Annotated in this window: 18 protein-coding genes and 1 pseudogene; 17 read left to right on the top strand and 2 right to left on the bottom strand. The window is 62.5% G+C overall.

Translation table 11 applies throughout. From position 1 onward, the window contains the following. Positions 1-455 precede the first annotated feature (455 nt). Positions 456-542, bottom strand: a pseudogene (locus F4X08_12385) (MarR family transcriptional regulator). 319 nt (positions 543-861) lie between these two features. On the opposite strand from F4X08_12385, the gene F4X08_12380 reads away from it, so the two are divergent. The 11 genes from F4X08_12380 to F4X08_12330 all read left to right on the top strand — a co-directional run bounded on the left by F4X08_12380 (position 862) and on the right by F4X08_12330 (position 10,996). Next, a complete protein-coding gene (locus F4X08_12380; protein ID MYD26599.1) occupies positions 862-1,488 on the top strand; it encodes a type 1 periplasmic binding fold superfamily protein in 627 nt (208 codons plus the stop codon). Between the two features lie 81 nt (positions 1,489-1,569). Then, positions 1,570-3,918 carry a TonB-dependent receptor gene (locus tag F4X08_12375; GenBank protein MYD26598.1) on the top strand — a complete coding sequence of 783 codons (2,349 nt, stop codon included), beginning with the start codon at positions 1,570-1,572 and terminating at the stop codon, positions 3,916-3,918. 4 nt (positions 3,919-3,922) lie between these two features. Continuing rightward, entirely contained in the window at positions 3,923-6,202 is a 2,280-nt protein-coding gene (locus tag F4X08_12370; GenBank protein ID MYD26597.1) for a carbohydrate binding family 9 domain-containing protein, read from the top strand. 35 nt (positions 6,203-6,237) lie between these two features. After that, entirely contained in the window at positions 6,238-6,597 is a 360-nt protein-coding gene (locus tag F4X08_12365; protein MYD26596.1) for a DUF2237 domain-containing protein, read from the top strand. Between the two features lie 165 nt (positions 6,598-6,762). Beyond that, positions 6,763-6,924, top strand: a complete 162-nt coding sequence (gene rpmG, locus F4X08_12360; protein MYD26595.1) for a 50S ribosomal protein L33 — start codon at positions 6,763-6,765, stop codon at positions 6,922-6,924. A 23-nt stretch (positions 6,925-6,947) separates the two neighbouring features. Next, on the top strand, positions 6,948-7,187 hold the full coding sequence (gene rpmB, locus F4X08_12355) for a 50S ribosomal protein L28 (GenBank protein ID MYD26594.1): 240 nt from the start codon (positions 6,948-6,950) through the stop codon (positions 7,185-7,187). 11 nt (positions 7,188-7,198) lie between these two features. Then, positions 7,199-7,714 (top strand): MogA/MoaB family molybdenum cofactor biosynthesis protein, encoded by a 516-nt coding sequence (locus tag F4X08_12350; GenBank protein ID MYD26593.1) that lies wholly within the window; start codon positions 7,199-7,201, stop codon positions 7,712-7,714. A 222-nt stretch (positions 7,715-7,936) separates the two neighbouring features. Then, a complete protein-coding gene (locus tag F4X08_12345; protein MYD26592.1) occupies positions 7,937-9,355 on the top strand; it encodes a M28 family peptidase in 1,419 nt (472 codons plus the stop codon). A 10-nt stretch (positions 9,356-9,365) separates the two neighbouring features. Continuing rightward, complete coding sequence (locus tag F4X08_12340; GenBank protein ID MYD26591.1) at positions 9,366-9,974, top strand: hypothetical protein; 609 nt, start codon at positions 9,366-9,368, stop codon at positions 9,972-9,974. A 2-nt stretch (positions 9,975-9,976) separates the two neighbouring features. Then, the gene (locus F4X08_12335) at positions 9,977-10,549 is read left to right on the top strand and encodes a HupE/UreJ family protein (protein ID MYD26590.1); all 573 of its coding nucleotides are present in this window, start codon (positions 9,977-9,979) and stop codon (positions 10,547-10,549) included. A 24-nt stretch (positions 10,550-10,573) separates the two neighbouring features. Next, positions 10,574-10,996 (top strand): SufE family protein, encoded by a 423-nt coding sequence (locus tag F4X08_12330; protein MYD26589.1) that lies wholly within the window; start codon positions 10,574-10,576, stop codon positions 10,994-10,996. A gap of 29 nt (positions 10,997-11,025) precedes the next feature. On the opposite strand, the gene F4X08_12325 is transcribed toward F4X08_12330, so the two are convergent. Beyond that, a complete protein-coding gene (locus F4X08_12325; GenBank protein MYD26588.1) occupies positions 11,026-11,967 on the bottom strand; it encodes an aldo/keto reductase in 942 nt (313 codons plus the stop codon). A gap of 250 nt (positions 11,968-12,217) precedes the next feature. Between F4X08_12325 and F4X08_12320 the strand changes: the two genes are divergently transcribed. The 6 genes from F4X08_12320 to F4X08_12295 all read left to right on the top strand — a co-directional run bounded on the left by F4X08_12320 (position 12,218) and on the right by F4X08_12295 (position 19,213). Then, on the top strand, positions 12,218-12,865 hold the full coding sequence (locus F4X08_12320) for a DUF1326 domain-containing protein (GenBank protein MYD26587.1): 648 nt from the start codon (positions 12,218-12,220) through the stop codon (positions 12,863-12,865). A gap of 74 nt (positions 12,866-12,939) precedes the next feature. Continuing rightward, complete coding sequence (locus F4X08_12315; protein ID MYD26586.1) at positions 12,940-13,821, top strand: DMT family transporter; 882 nt, start codon at positions 12,940-12,942, stop codon at positions 13,819-13,821. A 30-nt stretch (positions 13,822-13,851) separates the two neighbouring features. Further along, a complete protein-coding gene (locus tag F4X08_12310) occupies positions 13,852-14,379 on the top strand; it encodes a dCTP deaminase (protein MYD26585.1) in 528 nt (175 codons plus the stop codon). Between the two features lie 170 nt (positions 14,380-14,549). Beyond that, positions 14,550-16,265 carry an SIS domain-containing protein gene (locus F4X08_12305; GenBank protein ID MYD26584.1) on the top strand — a complete coding sequence of 572 codons (1,716 nt, stop codon included), beginning with the start codon at positions 14,550-14,552 and terminating at the stop codon, positions 16,263-16,265. Between the two features lie 19 nt (positions 16,266-16,284). After that, on the top strand, positions 16,285-17,193 hold the full coding sequence (locus F4X08_12300; GenBank protein ID MYD26583.1) for an HAD-IIB family hydrolase: 909 nt from the start codon (positions 16,285-16,287) through the stop codon (positions 17,191-17,193). A gap of 142 nt (positions 17,194-17,335) precedes the next feature. Then, positions 17,336-19,213 carry a bifunctional homocysteine S-methyltransferase/methylenetetrahydrofolate reductase gene (locus F4X08_12295; GenBank protein MYD26582.1) on the top strand — a complete coding sequence of 626 codons (1,878 nt, stop codon included), beginning with the start codon at positions 17,336-17,338 and terminating at the stop codon, positions 19,211-19,213. Positions 19,214-19,759 lie beyond the last annotated feature (546 nt).

The following is a 19,759-nucleotide window of genomic DNA, read 5'->3' as shown; positions in this document are numbered from 1 at the left end:
GCCAGCGCTCACCGTTTTAATTCGCGCGACTGGTATTTCGTTGAAACAGTTCCATTTCTTTGATAGATCAAGCCACTTGGTGTCGGGTCTCCCATGAAACTCCTCACGCTATCCTTCGCCGTCGCGTTTGCCGTGTATTTTGCGCATCCCCCGCACGACTGCGATGAGCTGGAGACCGAAGCCGGGCATGTGGAACACTGCCAGTTCTGCCTTGGCGCCGCCGCGTTCACCGCGGTGCTTGAGCATGCATCTCCTACCCTCCCGGACTACGATATCGTCGGCTTTGCGGCCGGTGTATCGCAGCCCGGTCACCCTCGAATTCAGGTTAAGCAGCACAGAAACCGCGCACCGCCCCTTCCCTGACCTGCTAGCCCGGATGCTCCGGACGAACGCCTGAATCCATCAGGCGCGGACCTTGACCCATGCCGGACATCGCTGGCTTGTAAATCCAGACCTCCAGGTCTTCCAGACCGTCCAGACCGTCCAGACCGTTCAGACCGTTCGGTCCGTCCAGACCGTTCAGACCGTTCGGGCCGTTCACTCGCATCGGTCAGCACCGATGTCCGTAACGGAACCTGCAGTCTCGGTGCGGGTAATCTGGACCGGCGCAGATCCGCCGATCGCGGAACCTGCTCACGCGCTTCGCCGTGCGAGCAGCACCGGGATCAGCCGGGTCGATGCACGCGCACGATGGCCGTAGGGGCCTTTTATCGAAGTCGAGAGATTGGAACATCGAGATGCCGAGTTCCAGGCACTGAAGGATCAGTTTACGATCGAAGAAGCAGCTCACGTACTTGACGCAACTCAGCAAAGGAAGAGAAGCCGAAAATGTTGAAATTCCGATGGAACTTACTGTCCGTAATGACCGCCGCGATGTTGGCTGCCGCGCTGACGTTTTCCTGCGCAGACGACAATGACTCCAATCCAATGGGTCCGGACGAGCCGGACGCACATGACGATGACCACGACGATCACGACGACGATCATGGCCACGGACCGGGTGAAGTAGAGCTCATCACGACGCTCAAGATCACGCTTACGCCCCAGGGCGGGGGATCTCCGCTCACCGTGCAGTTCCAGGACCTCGACGGTGAAGGCGGCAACGCACCGGTCGTGGACAGAATCGTCGTGGACGCGGGTACAGTTTACGACGGCATGATACAGGAGTTGAACGAGTTGGAAAGCCCGCCGGAGGATATCACCGAAGAGATCAGGGAGGAAGCCGAAGTCCACCAGCTGTTCTTTGAAACCCTCGGGGGATTTGCACCGGCCACCGTCGCCTACGCGGACAAGGAATCCGACTACGTGACGAACACGGGCGCTGATCATCCCGTCGGACTCAAATTCACGCTTACGGTCCCGTCTAACGCACGGAACGGTCAGTTCCGGGTCTCTCAGAGTCATTACGATGCCGGACCCAAGGACGGCGTGACGCCGAGTGATGAGACGGATATCGAAGTGACCTTCGAAGTGGAAGTGCGGTCATAGTACGGACACGGCCGTGTCCAATTCGCAGCCCGGACACGGCCGCGGCCTTTTCCCGTCAATGCGAGCTTGGAGTATTTCCTGATGAAAGCAACGAATGTACGGTGCGCCATCCTGGCGATCGCCGTGTTCTTCCTTGTACTTCCGGCAGCGGCACGGGCCGCCACAGTGAGCGGCAAGGTGCTCAGTGAGCGCGGCGAACCGTTGCCGGCGGTGACCGTAGTTTTGCCCGTGCTCGAAATCGGTACATTTACAGACGAAGAAGGCGTATTCCGTCTCGAAAACGTACCACAGGGCCGCCACACGATCGAATTCCGGTTTATCGGCTACCGGACGGTCCAAAGCGAGATACACGTTACCGAAAACAGGTCTCCCGTGCTCGAAGTCAGCATGGAGCCGGAGATCCTGATGGGTGATGAGGTCACCGTCACGGGCGACCGGGACCTTGCGGGCGAACTCACCGGATCCAGCCAGTCCGTTCTCGTCCTGCCCCTGTCCGCACTGGAAGAACGCCGGGGCCAGACGCTGGGTGAGACGCTGGAGTCCCTGCCGGGCGTATCCACCCTGACCACGGGCCCCGCCATCTCGAAGCCCGTGGTGCGCGGAGTGCATAGCGCCCGGGTGCTGGTACTCAACGCCGGTGTTACCCAGGAAGGACAGCAGTGGGGCGGAGACCACGCCCCGGAGATCGATCCTTTTTCCCCGGCCCGCATCGAGGTGCTCAAGGGCGCCGCCGGCGTGCAGTACGGCGTCGGCGCCATCGGCGGCGTCATCCGCGTCGAACCGCCGGAGCTGCCCGTGGAACCAGGGGTGGGTGGCCGGCTCAACACGAATCTCTTTTCCAACAACAAGCAGGGGGCGGCTTCCCTCCTCCTGCAGGGAGCGCTTCACCGCCTGCCCGGACTCAAGTGGCGGGTGCAGGGGAGTCTTCGCCGGGCGGGCGACGCCCGGGCGCCGAAGCACGTCATACGCAATTCCGGATTCGACGAACGCAATTACTCCGTGGCACTGGGTTATACGACCGACCGGATGGACACGGAGGCATATTTCAGTCATTTCGGAACCTGGCTGGGGATCTACAAAGGCGCGCACATCGGTAACACCACGGACCTGAAACGGGCCATCGAGCGGGGCGACCCACTGTTCACGGGCGAATTTACCTACGATATCGGCAATCCGCGCCAACGGGTGGACCACGATCTCTTGTCCGTTCGATCCCTGGTACGTTTCGAGGGGATGGGCAATCTCGAACTGCGGTACGGACAGCAATACAACCGGCGCGAGGAGTGGGACGCCACCCGGAGCGGCGCCGCACCCACACGCCCCGGGTTCGATCTTGGATTGCAGACCCACAGCGGCGAAGTGATCTTCCACCACCGGAACTTCGGTAACTGGTACGGAAAGATCGGCGCCAGCGGCATGCGTCAGCGGAACGAGCGGTTCAGCACGGGATTCCTCATTCCCGACTTCCAGGCCTACAGTTCCGGCGTATTCGCCCTGGAATCCTGGACGAAGGGAAAGACTACGGTAGAAACAGGCCTGCGGTACGACTACCGCTGGGCGGAGGTCTACTCGAACGAAGGCCGGCGCGCCACCGAGATTGTCGAGGGAGGGATCTTCACCTACCGCAACGTGACCGGGGTTGTCGGCCTGATCCGCGAGTTGACCCCGGCCCTGGCCGTCGCCGCCAACATCGGGAGGGCCTGGCGTCCACCCGGGGTGAACGAGTTGTACAGCTATGGCGTTCATCACGGTACGGCGCAGTTCGAGATCGGAGACAAGGAACTGGACACGGAATCGAGCGTGAACACGGATCTCACCCTGAGGTACAGGGGGGACCGGGGCCACGGCGAACTGGGGTTCTTCAGATCGAGTTACCGGAACTTCATCTCGCTGCTGCCGGCGGGCGATCTTGTGTTGACAATTCGGGGTGCGTTCCCCAAATTTACCTATGTCCAGTCGGACGCGGTGATCCAGGGATTGGACGGATACCTGGAGTACGAACTGACACGGTACGTGGGTACCTACATTTCCGCCTCGATCGTCCGTGGACGAAACACAGTGGATAACCAACCCCTGTACCAGATGCCGCCCACCCGGTTGATCACCGGCCTGGAGTTCCGGCTGCCCACCGCCGGGCGCCTGCTGGAAGCCGGGATTGGTTTTGAAGGCCGCTTCGTCCTGCGGCAGGAGGATTATCCCGAAGGCATCGACTTTGCGGATCCGCCAGCCGGCTACAACCTCTTCGACGTGTCGCTTCACGCGGAGCTGGCCGTGGCCGACCAGCCCGTCCGCATGCAGTTCGGCGTACACAATCTGTTCAACAAGCGCTACCGGGACTACCTGAGCCGGTTCCGCTATTTTACCGACGATCCAGGTCGGAACATTACAGTCAGCCTGTCCGTGCCGTTCGGGCAACCCATGGAGGAATAGCAAGATGTACCGTGTTTGTACATCCCCGCACACATTGCCCCCCTTCTGCTTCGCTGTCCTGCTGGCCGCCCTTCTGGCTATGCAGACCATGCTGACCGCTGGCTCCGTGTCGGCACAGGGGCGGGAGATCGTCCCGCTGCGCATTCTGGAAGCGTTGCACATGGACGGCGTCCTGGACGAGGATATTTGGCAGAACGCTCTGGCCGCCAGCGGCTTCACCCAGCAACGCCCCGACGAAGGCCAGCCGGCGTCCGAGCGGACCGAGGTGCGGGTCCTCTACGATGAGCAGACGATGTACATCGGCGTCTGGGCCTACGACTCGGACCCCTCCCAGATCATTGCCACCCAGATGGCGCGGGACGGCGACCTGGCGGACGACGACTACTTCCAGATCATCCTGGACACGTTCATGGACCGGCAGAACGGCATTCTCTTCGCCACCAACCCGGACGGCGCCCGCTATGACGCCCAGGTGCGCAACGAGGGCCGTTCGGAAGGCCGCTTCAATACCAACATCCTGACGGACTGGAACGGCGTGTGGGACGTATACACCTCCCGGAACGAAGAGGGGTGGTACGCCGAGATGGCCATTCCCTGGAGCACGCTGCGCTTCGAGACCGGGGACGACGTCGATTTCGGGATCAACCTGGAGCGCCAGATCCGCCGCCGCAACGAACAGTCCTTCTGGGCGCCCGTCATCCGTCCCTTTAACATCTCCCAGGTGTCGGTGGCCGGCACGCTGTCGGGCATGAACCTCACGCGGCACGACCACCGTTACCTGCAGGTTACGCCGTACTCCCTGGGCGGGGCCACGTGGACCTACGAGCCCGGCCCTTCGACGCGGGACGAAGACTTCGACGGCGGGGTGGACGTGAAGTACGGCCTGACCAACAACCTGTCCCTCGACCTGACCTACAACACGGACTTCTCCCAGGTGGAAGTGGACGACGCGCAGGTCAACCTTACGCAGTTCAACCTGTTCTTCCCCGAAAAACGTGCCTTCTTCCTGGAGAACGGCGGACTGTTCCGCTTCGGCGTGGCCCGGGAGACGGAACTCTTCTACAGCCGCAACGTCGGCCTGGCGCGCGATAATACCGGCGCGCTGAGGCAGGTGCCGATCACCGGCGGCGGCCGCCTGACGGGCAAGGCCGGACGCACGAACCTGGGCCTGCTGCTCATGCGCACGGGCGACGAGCGGTTCGGCGAAACCAAGCTCGAGGACAACATCTACGCCGTGGCGCGGATCAGCCAGGACGTGGGTGAGAAATCCAACGTGGGTTTCATCGTCACTAACCAGCGGGTCGGCGGCGGCGACTACAACCGGGCGGTCGGCGGCGACTTGAACCTGGCCATCGGTCCCAAGCTGGCCGTCAGCGGGTTCCTGGCCGGAACCACTTACCAGGCAGGCGAGGAAAGCGAATCGGGCTTCGCGGGACGGCTGTGGTCGCGCTGGAACGGTCCACTCTGGCAGTTCGAGGGCCTGTACATGGGCGTGTCCGAGTTCTTCAATCCCGGCATGGGCTTCTTCAGCCGCCGGAGCCTGGCCCGTAATTTCGGCGGATTCCACGAGGTCTCGGCTCGTGCGTTCTTCACGCCCGAACCCACCCACAGCATCGTCCGCCGGTACTTCCCCCATATCGTGCTGTCCGCCACATTCGGCGACGACGGCACGCAGCTGACCCGGCGGGAGCACTACCACTGGGAGCTGTTCTTCACCGGCGGCGAGCAGGCCGGGATCACTTTGGACCGCGCCTACCGCAGGATCAGTGAAAGCACCCGCCCGATTCTGGGCATCAAGCTCCCCGCGGGAAACTACACGGACGCGTCTTCGCGCATGCATTACACGACGAACCTGAGCAAGCCCGTATTCGGCGATTTCCAGCTCATCCTCGGCCAGTACATCAATGGGAACCGGCGTTCGCTGAATCTCGAGGGCGGACTGCGCGCCGGTTCGAAATTCACCATCGGTCCTCGGTACGAGCTCAACGACGTGACGCTCACCGATAACGGAAACAGGGAGCGGGACGTCACGGCCCATCTGTTCGGCGTCCGGACCAGCTATTCCTTCTCGCCCGATGTGTCCCTCAACGCGCTGGTACAGTGGGATACGAACCAGGACCGGTTCGTGTCGAATTTCCGGTTCAACTACATCATCAGTCCGGGCAGCAACGTCTACGTCGTGTACAACGAGCGGCGCGACAACGGGGACGCCACGGAAGCCCTGCTCGGCGACCCGCTGGATCGTACCTTGATCGTCAAGCCGGCCTACCTGTTCGATCTTTGATCAATCCTTTCGGCGGGACGGCTCGCGATTTTCTCATGAACGTACTCGGCGGACCACTCACAGGCTGTTCGATGGATCCCCTGACCGGATTCTACCGCGACGGCGCGTGCAACACCGGATCGGGCGACGCGGGCGTTCACACCGTGTGCGCGGTGATGACCGAGGAGTTTCTGGTCTTTTCGAAGGAGGCGGGAAACGACCTCAGCACGCCCGTGCCCGCCTTCGGCTTCCAGGGCCTGAAACCCGGCGACCGCTGGTGCGTCTGCGTGAACCGGTGGAAAGAAGCCTACGATGCGGGCGTGGCGCCGCCTGTGGTGCTGAGCGCCACCCACGCCATGTCCCTGGAATTCGTGTCGCTGGAAGAGCTGCAAGCCTGCGCCATGGACGAGGCGTAGACCGGCAGCCAGCCATCACGGACGAACCGCACCAGCCATCACGAACGACCAAAGCATGGCCGGTCTTGTTTTATTTCCTTGATTTCGGCGGACGCGCCCCTTAAATTTGAACGCCTGATTGGTAGAACCGGCATTTAAAAGATGGGCTCGCTTTAGGAGTACAGCATGGCCAAGAGCAAGAACCGTGAACTGGTGAAACTCAAGAGCACGGAAAGCGCGCACTGCTACTACACGAAGAAGAACCGGCGTAATACGACCGCCCGCGTCGAACTCAAGAAGTACGATCCCACGCTGCGGCGGCACGTCATGTACCGGGAAACGCGGTAAAGTCGTTCCTGGAGGCTGACCTCATGTCCAGAAAATGCAAGTTGACCGGAAAAGGGCCCCTGGTCGGCTTCAACATATCCCACGCTCATAACAAGACCAAGCGGCGTCAATATCCCAATCTTCAGTTGAAGCGTATCTACGTGCCCGAACTCGGCCGCACGGTGCGCATCAAGATGTCCGTCAGCGCCTTGCGGACGGTCACGAAGATTGGACTGATGCCCTTCCTGAAGAAGCAGGGACTGCGGCTGCAGGACGTGCTGTAGCATCCGGCCTCATGTCGTCCAAGAGCACTTCATCCCACAAGTCCCAGGCGGCCGAGCTCGGACCCCTGGCCGTTGCCGTGGTAACCGTCAGCGATTCCCGCACGCCGGAAACGGACATCAACGGGAATTACCTCCGGACACGCATTGAGGAAGCGGGCCACCGGGTCGCCGGCTATCACCTGATCCAGGATGAACCAGACCAGGTCGAAGCCGCCCTGGAGGCGAGTACCGGCGATGACGTCCAGATCGTCATTTTCAACGGGGGCACCGGCATCTCGAAGAGAGACCGGACCTTCGACGTGCTGCACCGTAAATTGGAAAAGCCGCTGACCGGTTTCGGCGAGCTTTTTCGCATGCTCAGCTACGAACAGGTCGGTGCCGCATCCATGTTGTCCCGCGCCACCGCTGGCGTGTACCGCAACACGGTGGTCATCTCCACGCCCGGCTCCCCGGCCGCGGTGGAACTGGCCTGGGAGAAACTGATCGCGCCGGAGATTGCCCACCTGGGCTGGGAACTGACGCGGTAGTCGTCTGCACTGAACGCTTCGAATCAATCAGTTCGTATCAAACAATTTAAATCAAGCAAGGCCGCCCGGCCATGGGTGGGGGCGGTCCCTTTCCATATCAACACGGAGGTCTACATGCTGTCCGCTATTACCGGATCACTGCCAGGTCTCGCGCACCGCGTCGGCCCACGCAGCTTCAGCCCGCACCGCGTCGGCCCACGCAGCTTCAGGACGCGCGTCCCAATGCTCACCCTGTCCTTCTCGCTGGCCGTTTCGGTGACGCTTTCACTGGCCCTTTCGACGGCCTTACCGGGCGAGGCCCGCGGGCAGACCGATGACGAAAAAACGGTCACCGCGATCTTCAGCGAACGGCTGACTTCCGGAGAGATGTACTACCTCCTGGAAGACCTGAGCAAGAATATCGGACCGCGCCTCAGCGGTTCGGAAGGCGCCGAACGCGCCGTAGTATGGGCAAAAGAGGTGATGGAAGGCTACGGATTCGACCGGGTCTACCTGCAGGAAGTCATGGTGCCCCACTGGGAACGGGGCGAACCGGAGCAGGTGCGGATCGTCAACGTCAACGAAGGCATGATCGAGCTGACCGCCCTGGCCATCGGGGGATCGGTGCCGACCGCTCCGGTGGGGCTCACGGCGCCCGTCGTGGTAGTCCACTCCCTGGAAGAAGTGGAAGAACTCGGCCGCGAGGCCGTTGAAGGGAAGATCGTCTTCTACAACCGGCGCTTCGACCAGACGGTGATTGCCACGGGCCCCGGCTACGGCGGAGCGGTGGACCAGCGGACCGCCGGACCGTCCCAGGCGGCCAGGTTCGGCGCCGTGGGCGTAGTGATCCGGTCGGCCGGTTCGGACTTCGGCGATGCGCCTCACACCGGCGGACTGCGCTATCTCGAAGACGTGGAGCGCATCCCCGCGGCGGCCCTGGGCTACCAGTCCGCCGACCGCCTGGAACGGGCGCTCGAGGAGCAGCCCGAAGCCATGCTCTACATGCGCCTGGACAGCAAGTGGCACCCCGACGCCCTTTCGCATAACGTGATCGGCGAGATCCGGGGCAGCGAACGGCCGGACGAGATCATCCTGGTGGGCGGTCATCTCGACTCGTGGGACGTGTCTGAAGGCGCCCACGACGACGGCGCGGGCGTGGTCCATTCCATCGGCGTGCTGCGGACCTTCCAGAAGCTGGGCATCCGGCCCCGCCACACCATCCGGGCCGTCCTGTTCATGAACGAGGAAAACGGCCTCCGCGGCGGTCTCAAGTACGCCGAGGTGGCGAAGGAAACGGGCGAGGATCACCTGATCGCCCTCGAAAGCGACGCGGGCGGATTCAGCCCCCGGGGATTCGGCGTGTCTGCGGACGATGACGTCATTGAACGCTTCCGGTCGTGGCTGCCCCTGTTTCCCCAGAACACGATCTCCTACATCAATAGGGGCGGCGGCGGCGCCGATATCGGTCCGCTCCGCAGGGAGACGGGTACCCCGACCATCGGGTTCAACCCCGACTCGCAACGGGCGTTCGACTACCATCACGCGCCCACCGACGTCTTTGAAGCCGTAAACCGCCGGGAGCTGGAACTGGGCGGTGCGTCCATCGCCACGTTGATCTACCTGATCGATAAGTACGGCCTGCGGGACGATATGGCCCAGTAGGATGGTGGCGATGAAGACGCTCGGGGTCCTGCTTTGCCTGTTGTTCCTTGCCGCATCCTTCCCGGGTCCGGCCGCGGGTCCGGGTCCGGCTGCGGTTCCGGCCGCGGGACCAAGTCCGGCTGCGGTTCCGGCCGCGGCTCCTGCCGCTGTCCCGAGTTCCGCCGCGGCACCAGCCCACGTGTTCTACGTGAGCATAGCGCGGGTCAAGTGGAACGCGGACGATGCGCGTCTCGACATATCCGTGCGGATCTTCACGGACGACCTGGAAGAGGCCATCGTGGCGAAGGGCGGCCCCCGGCTCAGGCTCTGGACCGACCAGGCCCACGCCGACCGAGACCGGCACGTTGCCGAGTATCTGGCCTCCCGGCTGGCCTTTCGAGTCAACGGCGTAGACCGGCAATTGACCTACGCCGGCATAGAGGACGCACTTGACGCCACGGCCTGCCTGGTGCAGATTACGGGTGTGGACCGCGTGGAGACGATCGAGGTCGAGAACAGGATCCTGATCGAAATGTTCGACACGCAGGCCAACGTGATGCGGTTCGAAATCGGCGGCGAGAAGAAATACGTCAACCTGAGCAAGAAAACCGTCACGGGGACGGTTCGTTTCGGGGCATGACGATGTCCGAATTCCAGGTATATCTGCAACTCGGTTTCGACCATATTTCGGACCTGAACGCCTACGACCATATCGTCTTCATCATCGCGCTCTGCGCCGCCTATCCGCTGAACCGGTGGCGTTCGGTGCTCCTGCTGGTCACGGCCTTCACGGTCGGGCACTCGGTCACCCTGGCGCTGGCTACGCTCCGCCTCATCCTGGTCCCGACGGATCTGGTCGAGACGCTCATTCCGGTGACGATCCTGGCGACCTGCCTGATGAACGTGTACCGGCCGTTCGAGGGGAAAATCGGCCGGAAGACGAGCTACGGACTGGCCCTCTTCTTCGGCCTGATCCACGGCCTGGGTTTCTCGAACTACCTGAGGGCGCTGCTCGGCATGGAGGAATCGATCGTCGTGCCGCTCCTGTCCTTCAATATAGGGCTGGAACTGGGCCAGTTGATGATCGTGGCGCTCTTCGCGGCCGTGGCCTTCGTGATCCTGCGGATCCTGGGAACGCCGCATCGGCAGTGGAACCTCTTCGTATCGGGAGCGGCCGCCGGCGTATCGGCCGTGCTGTTGATCGGGGCGAACTGAAGTGGAGGACGTACGATCGTGACGATGGACACGACCATAGAAGAAGTGCTGGAAGACTTCGAATACCTGGATGACTGGGAAGAGCGTTACCAGGAAATCATCGACCTCGGCAAGAAGCTCCCGCCCCTTGACGATGCCTACAAGACCGATGCGTACAAGGTCAAGGGTTGCGTGAGCCAGGTCTGGCTCGTTCCCCATGTGGCCGAGACCCTGCCGCCGACCATCAGCTTCGACGCCGACAGCGACGCCCACATCGTCCGCGGCCTCGTGGCCATCCTGCTCATGGTCTATTCAGGGAAGACGCCTCGCCAGATCCTGGACGCCGACATCGAGGGCATCTTCAGCCGGCTGGACCTGGCGTCCCACCTCAGCCCGAGCCGGAGCAACGGCTTCCGGTCCATGGTCAAGAAGATCCGCTCGATCGCCGACGGCGCGCTGGCCAACTAGGGACGCCCGCGCGCCCGCCCGATCCCGACCTAATCACTCATGCCGGCAACGATCCCGTCGACCTGCGCGCGGTGATCTTCGGACAGCTCCCAACCCACCGCTTCGATGTTCTGTTCAACCTGGGCCGGCCGCGTCGCGCCGCAAAGGACCGACGTGATGCCCGGCTGCCGGGCCGTCCAGTGGATCACGAGCTGGGCGATGGACTTGCCGTATTCGTCCGCGATCGGCTTCAGCAGGTCGAGCATGTCGAGGGTGCGTTCGAGTTCCTTCCCCTGGAACCGGACGTCCTCGCTGCGGTTATCGCCTTCGGGAAATTGGTGGCCTCGTCCGTATTTCCCGGTCAGCAGCCCCTTGTACAGCGGCCAGTAGGAGATCACGGCGATGTTGTTGTCGCGGCAGTAGGGCAGGATCTCCGCCTCGATGTCCCGCTTGAGCAGGTTGTACGGCGGCTGGTCCGAGTGGAGCGGCGCGTGGCGGGCGAACTCCCTCATCTGCGCTACGTCGTAATTGCTCACGCCGATGGCGCGGATCTTGCCCTGCTCCTTCAGTTCGGCGAGCGTGGCGGCCGTCTCCTCGAAGGGCGTGTTCTCGTCGGGCGCGTGCACCTGGTACAGGTCGATGTAGTCGGTATTCAGCCTGCGGAGGCTCTCTTCGACCTGATCAAGGACACGCTTCCGCGAACTGTCGCGAAGCAGCGTCGTGCCGTCCCAGTACAGGCCGCATTTCGTCGCCAGGACGATCCGGTCGCGCCTGCCCGCGATGGCCCGTCCCACCAGCCGTTCCGATTCGCCGCTGCGTCCGTACATGTAGGCGGTGTCGATGAGGGTGATGCCGCCGTCCATGGCCGCCTCGAGCGCCGCCAGGGACGCGTTGTCGTCGATTCCGGTCCACCCGACGCCGGCCATGGGCCAGCAACCCATGCCGATGGCCGATACCGTGAGTCCCGATTCACCGAGCGCTCTGTATTCCATATTCGTTTCCTCGATCGATTCGATTAGCGATTGACTTAATGGGCGGTGAGCACATATATTGAATATACTGCGATGTTTCCGGTACGGTAGAATATACCGCGTTACTTTTTTGCGCCCAAACGATATTGACCCGAGATCGAAGCAGCGGTCCGTTTTGAGCCTGCGAAGCCGCAGTCCTCGTCACGAACGGCGTGGCCGGATGCGCTGACCCCCAAACCAGAGTTCCAGCAACGCATAACAGGGAGGCACTATGATGAAGACCGGTTTCGCACTCATGGCCGCGATCGTCCTCGCGGCGTCTCCGGCCCTGGCCGGCTCACCGTCCATTGCCGGCGATTACGTGGAGGTCCGCTCCAACCACATCCTGGGCGGCGGCTGTACCTACTCGGCGGAAGCGGGTGGCGATGCCAACCAGGCCGTGGTGGCCTGGCACATCCGTGAAGGCGCGCTGGCCGATCTGTCCGTCGTCGCCGTCATTCTCGGCAAGGGCAACCTGCAACTCGGTCATCACGCCCGCGAGACCGTGCTGTTGATCGACAGCCGGGCCACGCCGGTCCAGCGCCAGGACCTGAAGAGCGCATTCACCGCCCGGTACGGCGAGCTGTTCGGCACCGTTAAGACGGTAAAGCCCACGGACATCTCCTTCCGCCACGACGGCAGGGACGCCTACACCGTTACGGTGGACGGCCAGGTGCGCGTGGCCACCAGGACCATGCTGGCGACGGATCACGAGCCCAACTGCGACCGCATGGTCTGGTACGATCCCTTCACGAAAGACGCATCAGCCGCGCTGGTCCAGACCGCCGCTCACGCGTACAGCGGTTCGGACCTGATCGCGACGTGGAGCATTCCGAACAAGCGCAGCGCCTACGTGGGAACTTTCGCCTTCACGCCTTAAGCGGCACCTTCGAGCGGAACCCACGGCGATCATGAATCTGGAAGCCGGCGAGGAGGTACACGTTCGCCGGCTTCTTGCTATCTAAGGACGGAGAACAGACTACGGCGCTCGGACTCCTTCTGCTGATCACGGCGACCGTCGTGACGTCGTGCTTCGGCCTGATCCTGAAGTCCGCCCACCACAACGGACACAATGCCCTGGCGGTGGGCAGCCTCAATTACGGCGCCGGCGCCGTGATCTCCGGCCTGCTGATGCTCGCGGACCCGGGCTGGGTCTGGCACTGGACTACCGTGTGGATCGGCGCGGCCAGCGGATTCTTCTATTTCGTCGCCTTCCGCTTTCTGATCCAGGCGCTCCTGCAGGGCGGGGTGGCCGTGACCCTGGCCATCGTCCGCCTGTCCGTCCTCATCCCCATCCTCTGTTCCATCGTCATATGGTACGAGGTCCCCAACCTGGCGCAAATCGCGGGCATCATAACGGTCTGCATCGCCCTGCCGCTTCTGACGCTCGGCGTGGGCAGACAGGCCGAGTTGTCCCTGCGCGGCGTCGCCTGGCTGGTCGGCGCCCTCTTCATCACGACCGGATTCTGCCACCTGTCCCCGAAGGTCTTCAGCGAACTCGCGCCCCAGAGCCAGATGCCGCTCTACCTCTTTTCCCTCTTTGCCGTATCCGGAATCATGGGGTTCTTCTACTTCTGGACTAAACCGATACAGGCACGCATGCCCGAGTTGCGGTGGAGCGTCCTCCTTGGCGCGGTCAACGTCTCGGGGACCTGGCTCCTGGTCCTCACGCTCAAGTACCTCCCCGGCACGGTCGTCTTTCCCTTCGTCAGCGCGGTCGGCCTTGTCATCACTACGCTCGTGGCTATATTGTACTGGAAAGAGCAGGTGCGCGGGCTGGCCTACGTCGGCATCGGCCTGACCCTGGTCGCGGTCGTACTCGTAAACAGCGGCTGAGACAACCCACAACCAAAAAGGACTATTGTAGTGATCCTGTCGGGAAAAATGATTCACGAGCGTATTGGAAAAGACATTTTTATCGAACCATTTGATCCTGCCAGGCTCAATCCGAATAGCTACAATCTCTCGCTCGCCGATGAACTCATGTTATACGAGGATGACGTGCTCGATATGAAGAAGCAACACCGCACGCGATCCATTCAGATTCCGGACGATGGGTACGAGTTGCGCCCTCATACGCTTTATCTTGGCAGGACAGCGGAGTTTACCAGGACGGACAAGTACGTTCCCATGCTCGAGGGGCGGTCATCCGTGGGTAGATTGGGGCTATTTGTACACGTAACCGCGGGTTTCGGCGATGTGGGATTTGCCGGCTACTGGACTTTGGAGATGTTCTGTGTCCGGCCCATCAGGATCTATCCGAACGTGGAAATCTGCCAGGTTTACTATCACACGCTGGATGGCGATTTCGAGACCTATGAAAGTGGGAAGTACCAGAACAACACGGGCATTCAACCCAGTCGTTTGTATCTCGATTTTTTAGACCGCAAATAATTAAAGCACGTCCATAACGTAAGCTTGCCCATAGCGCAGGCATGTCCATCACAAAAATATATGTTGATTCTTATTTTAATCAATGTTGACAATATAAAATTACGCGTGTTAAGAGGTACCGGCCACTGAGATACCGGCCGCTCGAGTGATTCCCAAGAAGGTGGTATTTCGTGATCCAGGAGATCGACCGGACCCGCAGGGTAGTGGGTATCGGAAGCAACGTCGTGGACGTGATCTACCGGGTGAACCGGATCGCGGGTCCGGAGGAGAAAACCTATATCCTGCCGGATGAATCGGGATCGGTCGTCACCGAGATCGCGGGCGGGGTGACGCTGAATCACCTGGCCTGGACGGCCCAGATGGGGGTTCCCGCCGGGCTGTTCGGATTTCAGGGAGATGACCGGTACGGCGCGATGATCCGGGACGAGATGGACCGCCACGGCATCGACCGGTCGGCCATTCGGGTCGTCGAAGGACGCGCATCGGGCTTTTCGGTGGTGAACGTGGCCGAAGACGCGGACCGGGCAATCTACATGGCCCGTGCCCTGACGGCGGAGACCACGGCCACGCACGTGGAGACGCATTTCGCCGACTACATTCGGTCGGCTGCCATGGTGACGACAGAGATCTCCCAACTACCGCTGGATGCCGTCATCGCCGTGCTGCGGATCGCCCGCGAGGCCGGCGTGCCCACCGTGCTGGACGTGGATGTCCCCCCGGATTTCGCCATCGAAGTGGCCGGACTCGGTTCGGCCGAAGATTTCGAGGAAGCCCTGAGTCTCGCCGACGTCGTGAAACCCGCAAAAGCCGCCGCATTGCAGATGGTGGAAGCCGACACTTCCGAAGAACGGGCCGAGGGTATTTTCAACCGGTACGGCGCCCGCCTGGTGGCCATCACCGAAGGAGCGCAGGGCTCGGTCGTCACCGACGGGAAGCAGACGGTCCGTGCGCCTGCGAAACCCGTGGAAGCCCGGGACACCACCGGCGCCGGGGATGCCTTCCTGGGCGGACTGATCGCGGGACTTTTCCACGGGCTTTCTTTACGGGATACCGCATCGCTCGCCAACGCCTGCGGCGCCGTGTGTTGCCGCATCCCAGGGGCTTTCCCGCAGCTGGGATCGAGCCGGGAAGACGTGATGGCCCTGTACGAAGGCGCTCCGATCCCTGTCCGGAACGCGCCCGAAACCGTGGCCGCCTCGGAAACGGCAACGGTGAAAGCCGAGATACCCGATTCCACCGAGACAGCGTCGGCCGCGGCGACCCCCGGCACAGCGACCCCCGGTGCGGCCGGACTGAAGGCCGTACAGCGGACTGCCGAAGCGCTTTCCACGTTGCATGAAGGCATGTCCAACACCTACTTCGACGAAGCCATCGCAATCATTCGAAAGGCAGAAGCCGCCGGGGGGCGCGTACACGTCACCGGCGTGGGGAAGTCCCGTCATATCGGCCGCAAGCTGGCGGCCACGCTGCAGAGTACCGGCACGAAGGCGTATTTCCTCGATCCGGCCGACTGCAATCACGGAGACAGCGGCCAGGTTGCGCAAGGGGACGTGGCCATCGCTCTTTCCCACAGCGGGGAGACAGCGGAACTGATGGCCGCCGTGCAAACCCTCACCGCAAACGGCGCGACGATCATCGCGATCACGGGGGATCCTTCATCCAGTCTAGCCCGGTCGAGCGCGGCGATCCTGCACGTGCCCGTGGCGAGTGAGGCCGGTCCCCTCGGCCTCGCGCCGACGGCGAGCACGTCCTGCCAGCTCGCCGCGGCCGACGGGCTTGCCATGGCGCTGAAGGCCGGCCGCGGATTTACCCGCGAGGACTTCGCCCGGTACCATCCCGGAGGCAGCATTGGAAAGCGACTGAAGGATAGCGAAGCAGAAACCTGAGGGTTCGGAAAGGAACGCCATGATCGCGGAAGTACCGAAAGCCAGCGACGAAACCCCCGTAATCAAGCTGATCGCCTTCGACCAGGACGACACGGCGCTGTTGCCCAACGGGAAACCCTCCTCCGAGGGGCTGCACGCCATCGAAGCCGCCCTCGAACAGGGACTGGTCGTGAGCTCCGTGAGCGGTCGCAACATCGACCGCAGCTGCGAGCCTTTCAGCGATGCTCGGCAGTTGTTCGACCGGCTTTACGTCATCGCCAACAACGGCGGCATCATTCTCGGGCCGGTCCGGCAGGGGCAGAGGCCCTTGCTCTTCGAAAAGCGCATTCAACGAGACGTCTTCCTGGACCTGCTGGATTTCATCGAGGAAAACGGATTCAATTTCGTATACAGCTGGCTGCGTGTGACGGAAAGCGGCCCCCTGGACAGCGTGATCACCAACGAATACACCCCTTCCATCGCATCCATCGAGGAACAAAGCCGCGCCGCCGTCGACCGGGACGACGACCTTATGGCGAGACTGAGACGGGGCGACTATCCCCCGCCGCCCAAGATGCTGATCCTGCCCGGCCTGGACCGGCGCGAGGCGGTCCTGGCGGAGTTGAAGACCCGTTTCGCCTCCCGCCTCTATCTCGTCAAGACGAATCCGGACCGGATCGAAGCCATGCACGCCGACGTCAACAAGAAGGTCGCCGTCGAGTTCGTCGCGCGCGAGCACGGGATATCCATGGATCACGTGATGGCCGTCGGGGACGGCGACAACGACCTGCCCATGCTGTTCAACGCGGGTCTGGGCGTAATCATGGAAAACGCCCAGGACGCGGTCAAGGATGCGGGCCGGGCGCAGGGCCTGTTCATCGCCCCGCCGAACCACGAGAACGGCTTTGCCTGGGCGATCCGTCGATACGCGTTGAACAACGGCCATTGAACCAGGCGCGTCGATACGTGCCGAACGGCGGCCCGTGTGCGGCGCTTCTGCCCGACGGCCCGCGTGCGGTGTTTCCGAACGGCGGCCCGAGCGCGGCGCTTCTGCCCGACGGCCACGGTGCGGCGACAACGGATTCCCTCCCATGAACACATCCCTCCTCGACCATCTCCAGTCCTCCCTGCTGGTGGCGGACGGCGCCATCGGAACCATGCTGTACGCCCGCGGCGTGCCCATGGAAGTCTGTTTCGATGAGATCAACCTGAGCCGGCCCGATCTGATCCGCAAGATCCACGAGGAATACGTGGACGCGGGTGCCGGGTTGATCGAAACCAATACTTTCGGGGCCAATGCCCTGTCCCTGTCGAAGTACAATCTGGAAGACCAGGCGGAGTCGTTGAACGCCCGGGGCATCGAGATCGCACGGCAGGCCGTGGGCACCCGCGCCTACGTGGCCGGCGCCGTGGGACCGGCCCGGGGCCTGCCCCACCGGGAATACACCGAAGACGACCACAGACGGGTGTATACGGAACAGATCGCCGCCCTTGCCGGCGGCGGTGCGGACGCGATCATCCTGGAGACTTTTCTCCGGCTCGATGACCTCAAGGCGGCGCTCGCGGTCTGCCGGGAAGTCTGCGGCCTGCCGGTGATTTGCCAGCTTGCGGTGGACCAGTACGGACAGTCGGACGACGGGTTCGAGGTCGTGGAGGCCTTCGACCAGTTGCGTGCGGCCGGCGCCGACGTGGTGGGGGTCAACTGCCGCAGCGGCCCCAAGGGCCTGCTGGACGCGCTCGCGCCGGTTCCCTTAACGGAGGGGCTGGTGCTCTCGGCTTTCCCGAATGCCGGTTCCCCCGTTTACGTGGACGGCCGGTTCATCTACGAGGCGACGCCGGAGTACTTCGCGACGAGCGCGCTCCGCCTTCGCGATCAGGGCGTGCGGCTGATCGGCGGGTGCTGCGGTACCATGCCCGAGCACGTGCAAGCCATGGCCCAGGCCCTGGAAGGCCGGGAGATCGTCAAGCGCAAGAAGGTCCTGCCGGTTGAAGTCCGGGTCCCGGCGCGTCCGGCGGGACCGGGCCGACCGGCCCGTCCCGCACCCGCGCCCCCGGCGGTTGAACCGTCGATCGTGGATCTGGTCAAGGAACGGGTGACCGTCATCGTCGAGCTCGACCCGCCCCGGGACCTGGATCACGGGCCTATCGTGCGGGGAGCAAAAGCCCTGAAGAAGGCGGGCGCCGACGCCCTCACCATGGCCGACAATTCCCTGGCCGTCACGCGGATCAGCAACATGGCGGTAGGGCAGATCGTAAAGGAGGAGGCCGGCATCAGGCCGTTGTTGCACATCACCTGCCGAGACCGGAACCTGGCCAGCCTGCAGTCCCAGGTGCTGGGCCTGCACGCCCTGGGTATCGACCACGTCCTCGCCGTCACGGGCGATCCTGTCAAATTCGGCGATCAGCCTGGGGCAAGCAATGTCTACGACGTTTCGTCCTTTGAGTTGATCCGGCTGATCAAGCAGATGAACGAGGGCGTGGGGTTTTCGGGCCGCGCCCTGAACGGGAGGACGGCGTTTACCGTGGCGGCCGCCTTCGATCCAAACGGACCCAACCTGGATCGAAGGATCAGGAGGCTTGAAAGGAAGGTCGAAGCCGGCGCCGACATGATCATGACGCAGCCTCTCTTCGACCACCGCCAGGCGAAGCAACTCTACGAGGCGACCCGGGATGCCGCCATACCCATTCTGCCGGGCGTCATGCCGCTGGTCAGCGACGGCAATACGGAGTTCCTCCACAACGAGGTGCCCGGATTCGTCGTGCCCGACGAAGTTCGCGCGCGAATGGCCCGCGTCGGCCGTGGACGCAAGGCCAGACGGGAGGGCGTCGCCATCGCCCGGGAACTCATCGAGTCCGTCCTGACCTACTTCAACGGCCTCTACCTGATCACGCCCTTCAACCGTTATCCCATGACGGTTGAACTGACGGAGTTCGCCCTGCAGGCCGCTGCGCGCAATACGTCTGGGTGAGCTCGGTCGGACCAGCACTAACCGCCGTAAAGCAGGCCGGCGATAACCGACCCGGCAATTACGAGCAATAATACCATCAACTTGTTGTTCGCCGATGTCACGAAATGCTCGATCTTGAGTTCCTGTGATTTGAATTGCTGCTCAACCAGATCGAATCTCCCCTCGGTTTTGGTATCCAGTTCCACAATCATTTGTTCTAGTGTTGCGGACTGAACCCCGTTTCTGGCGTCCATTTCGGCCAGGTTTTTCTCGAGGACCGCAAACCTGCCATCGATCGCTTCGAAGCGTCTTTCAAACTTGGTGTCCATCGCGACCAAGTTTTGTTCGAGGACGGCAAACCTGCCTTCGTTTCTGGCATCCATCTCGGCCAGGTTTTTCTCGAGGACCCCGAACCTGCCATCGATCGCTTCGAAACGTCTCTCGTTCCTGGCATCCATTTCGGCCAGGTTTTTCTCGAGGACGGCAAACCTGCCATCGATCGCTTCGAAGCGTCTTTCAAACTTGGTGTCCATCGCGACCAAGTTTTGTTCGAGGACGGCAAACCTG

This window comes from Gemmatimonadota bacterium, assembly GCA_009841265.1.
GTDB lineage: Bacteria > JAAXHH01 > JAAXHH01 > JAAXHH01 > JAAXHH01 > JAAXHH01.
This window is presented reverse-complemented; position numbering and strand designations above follow the sequence as displayed.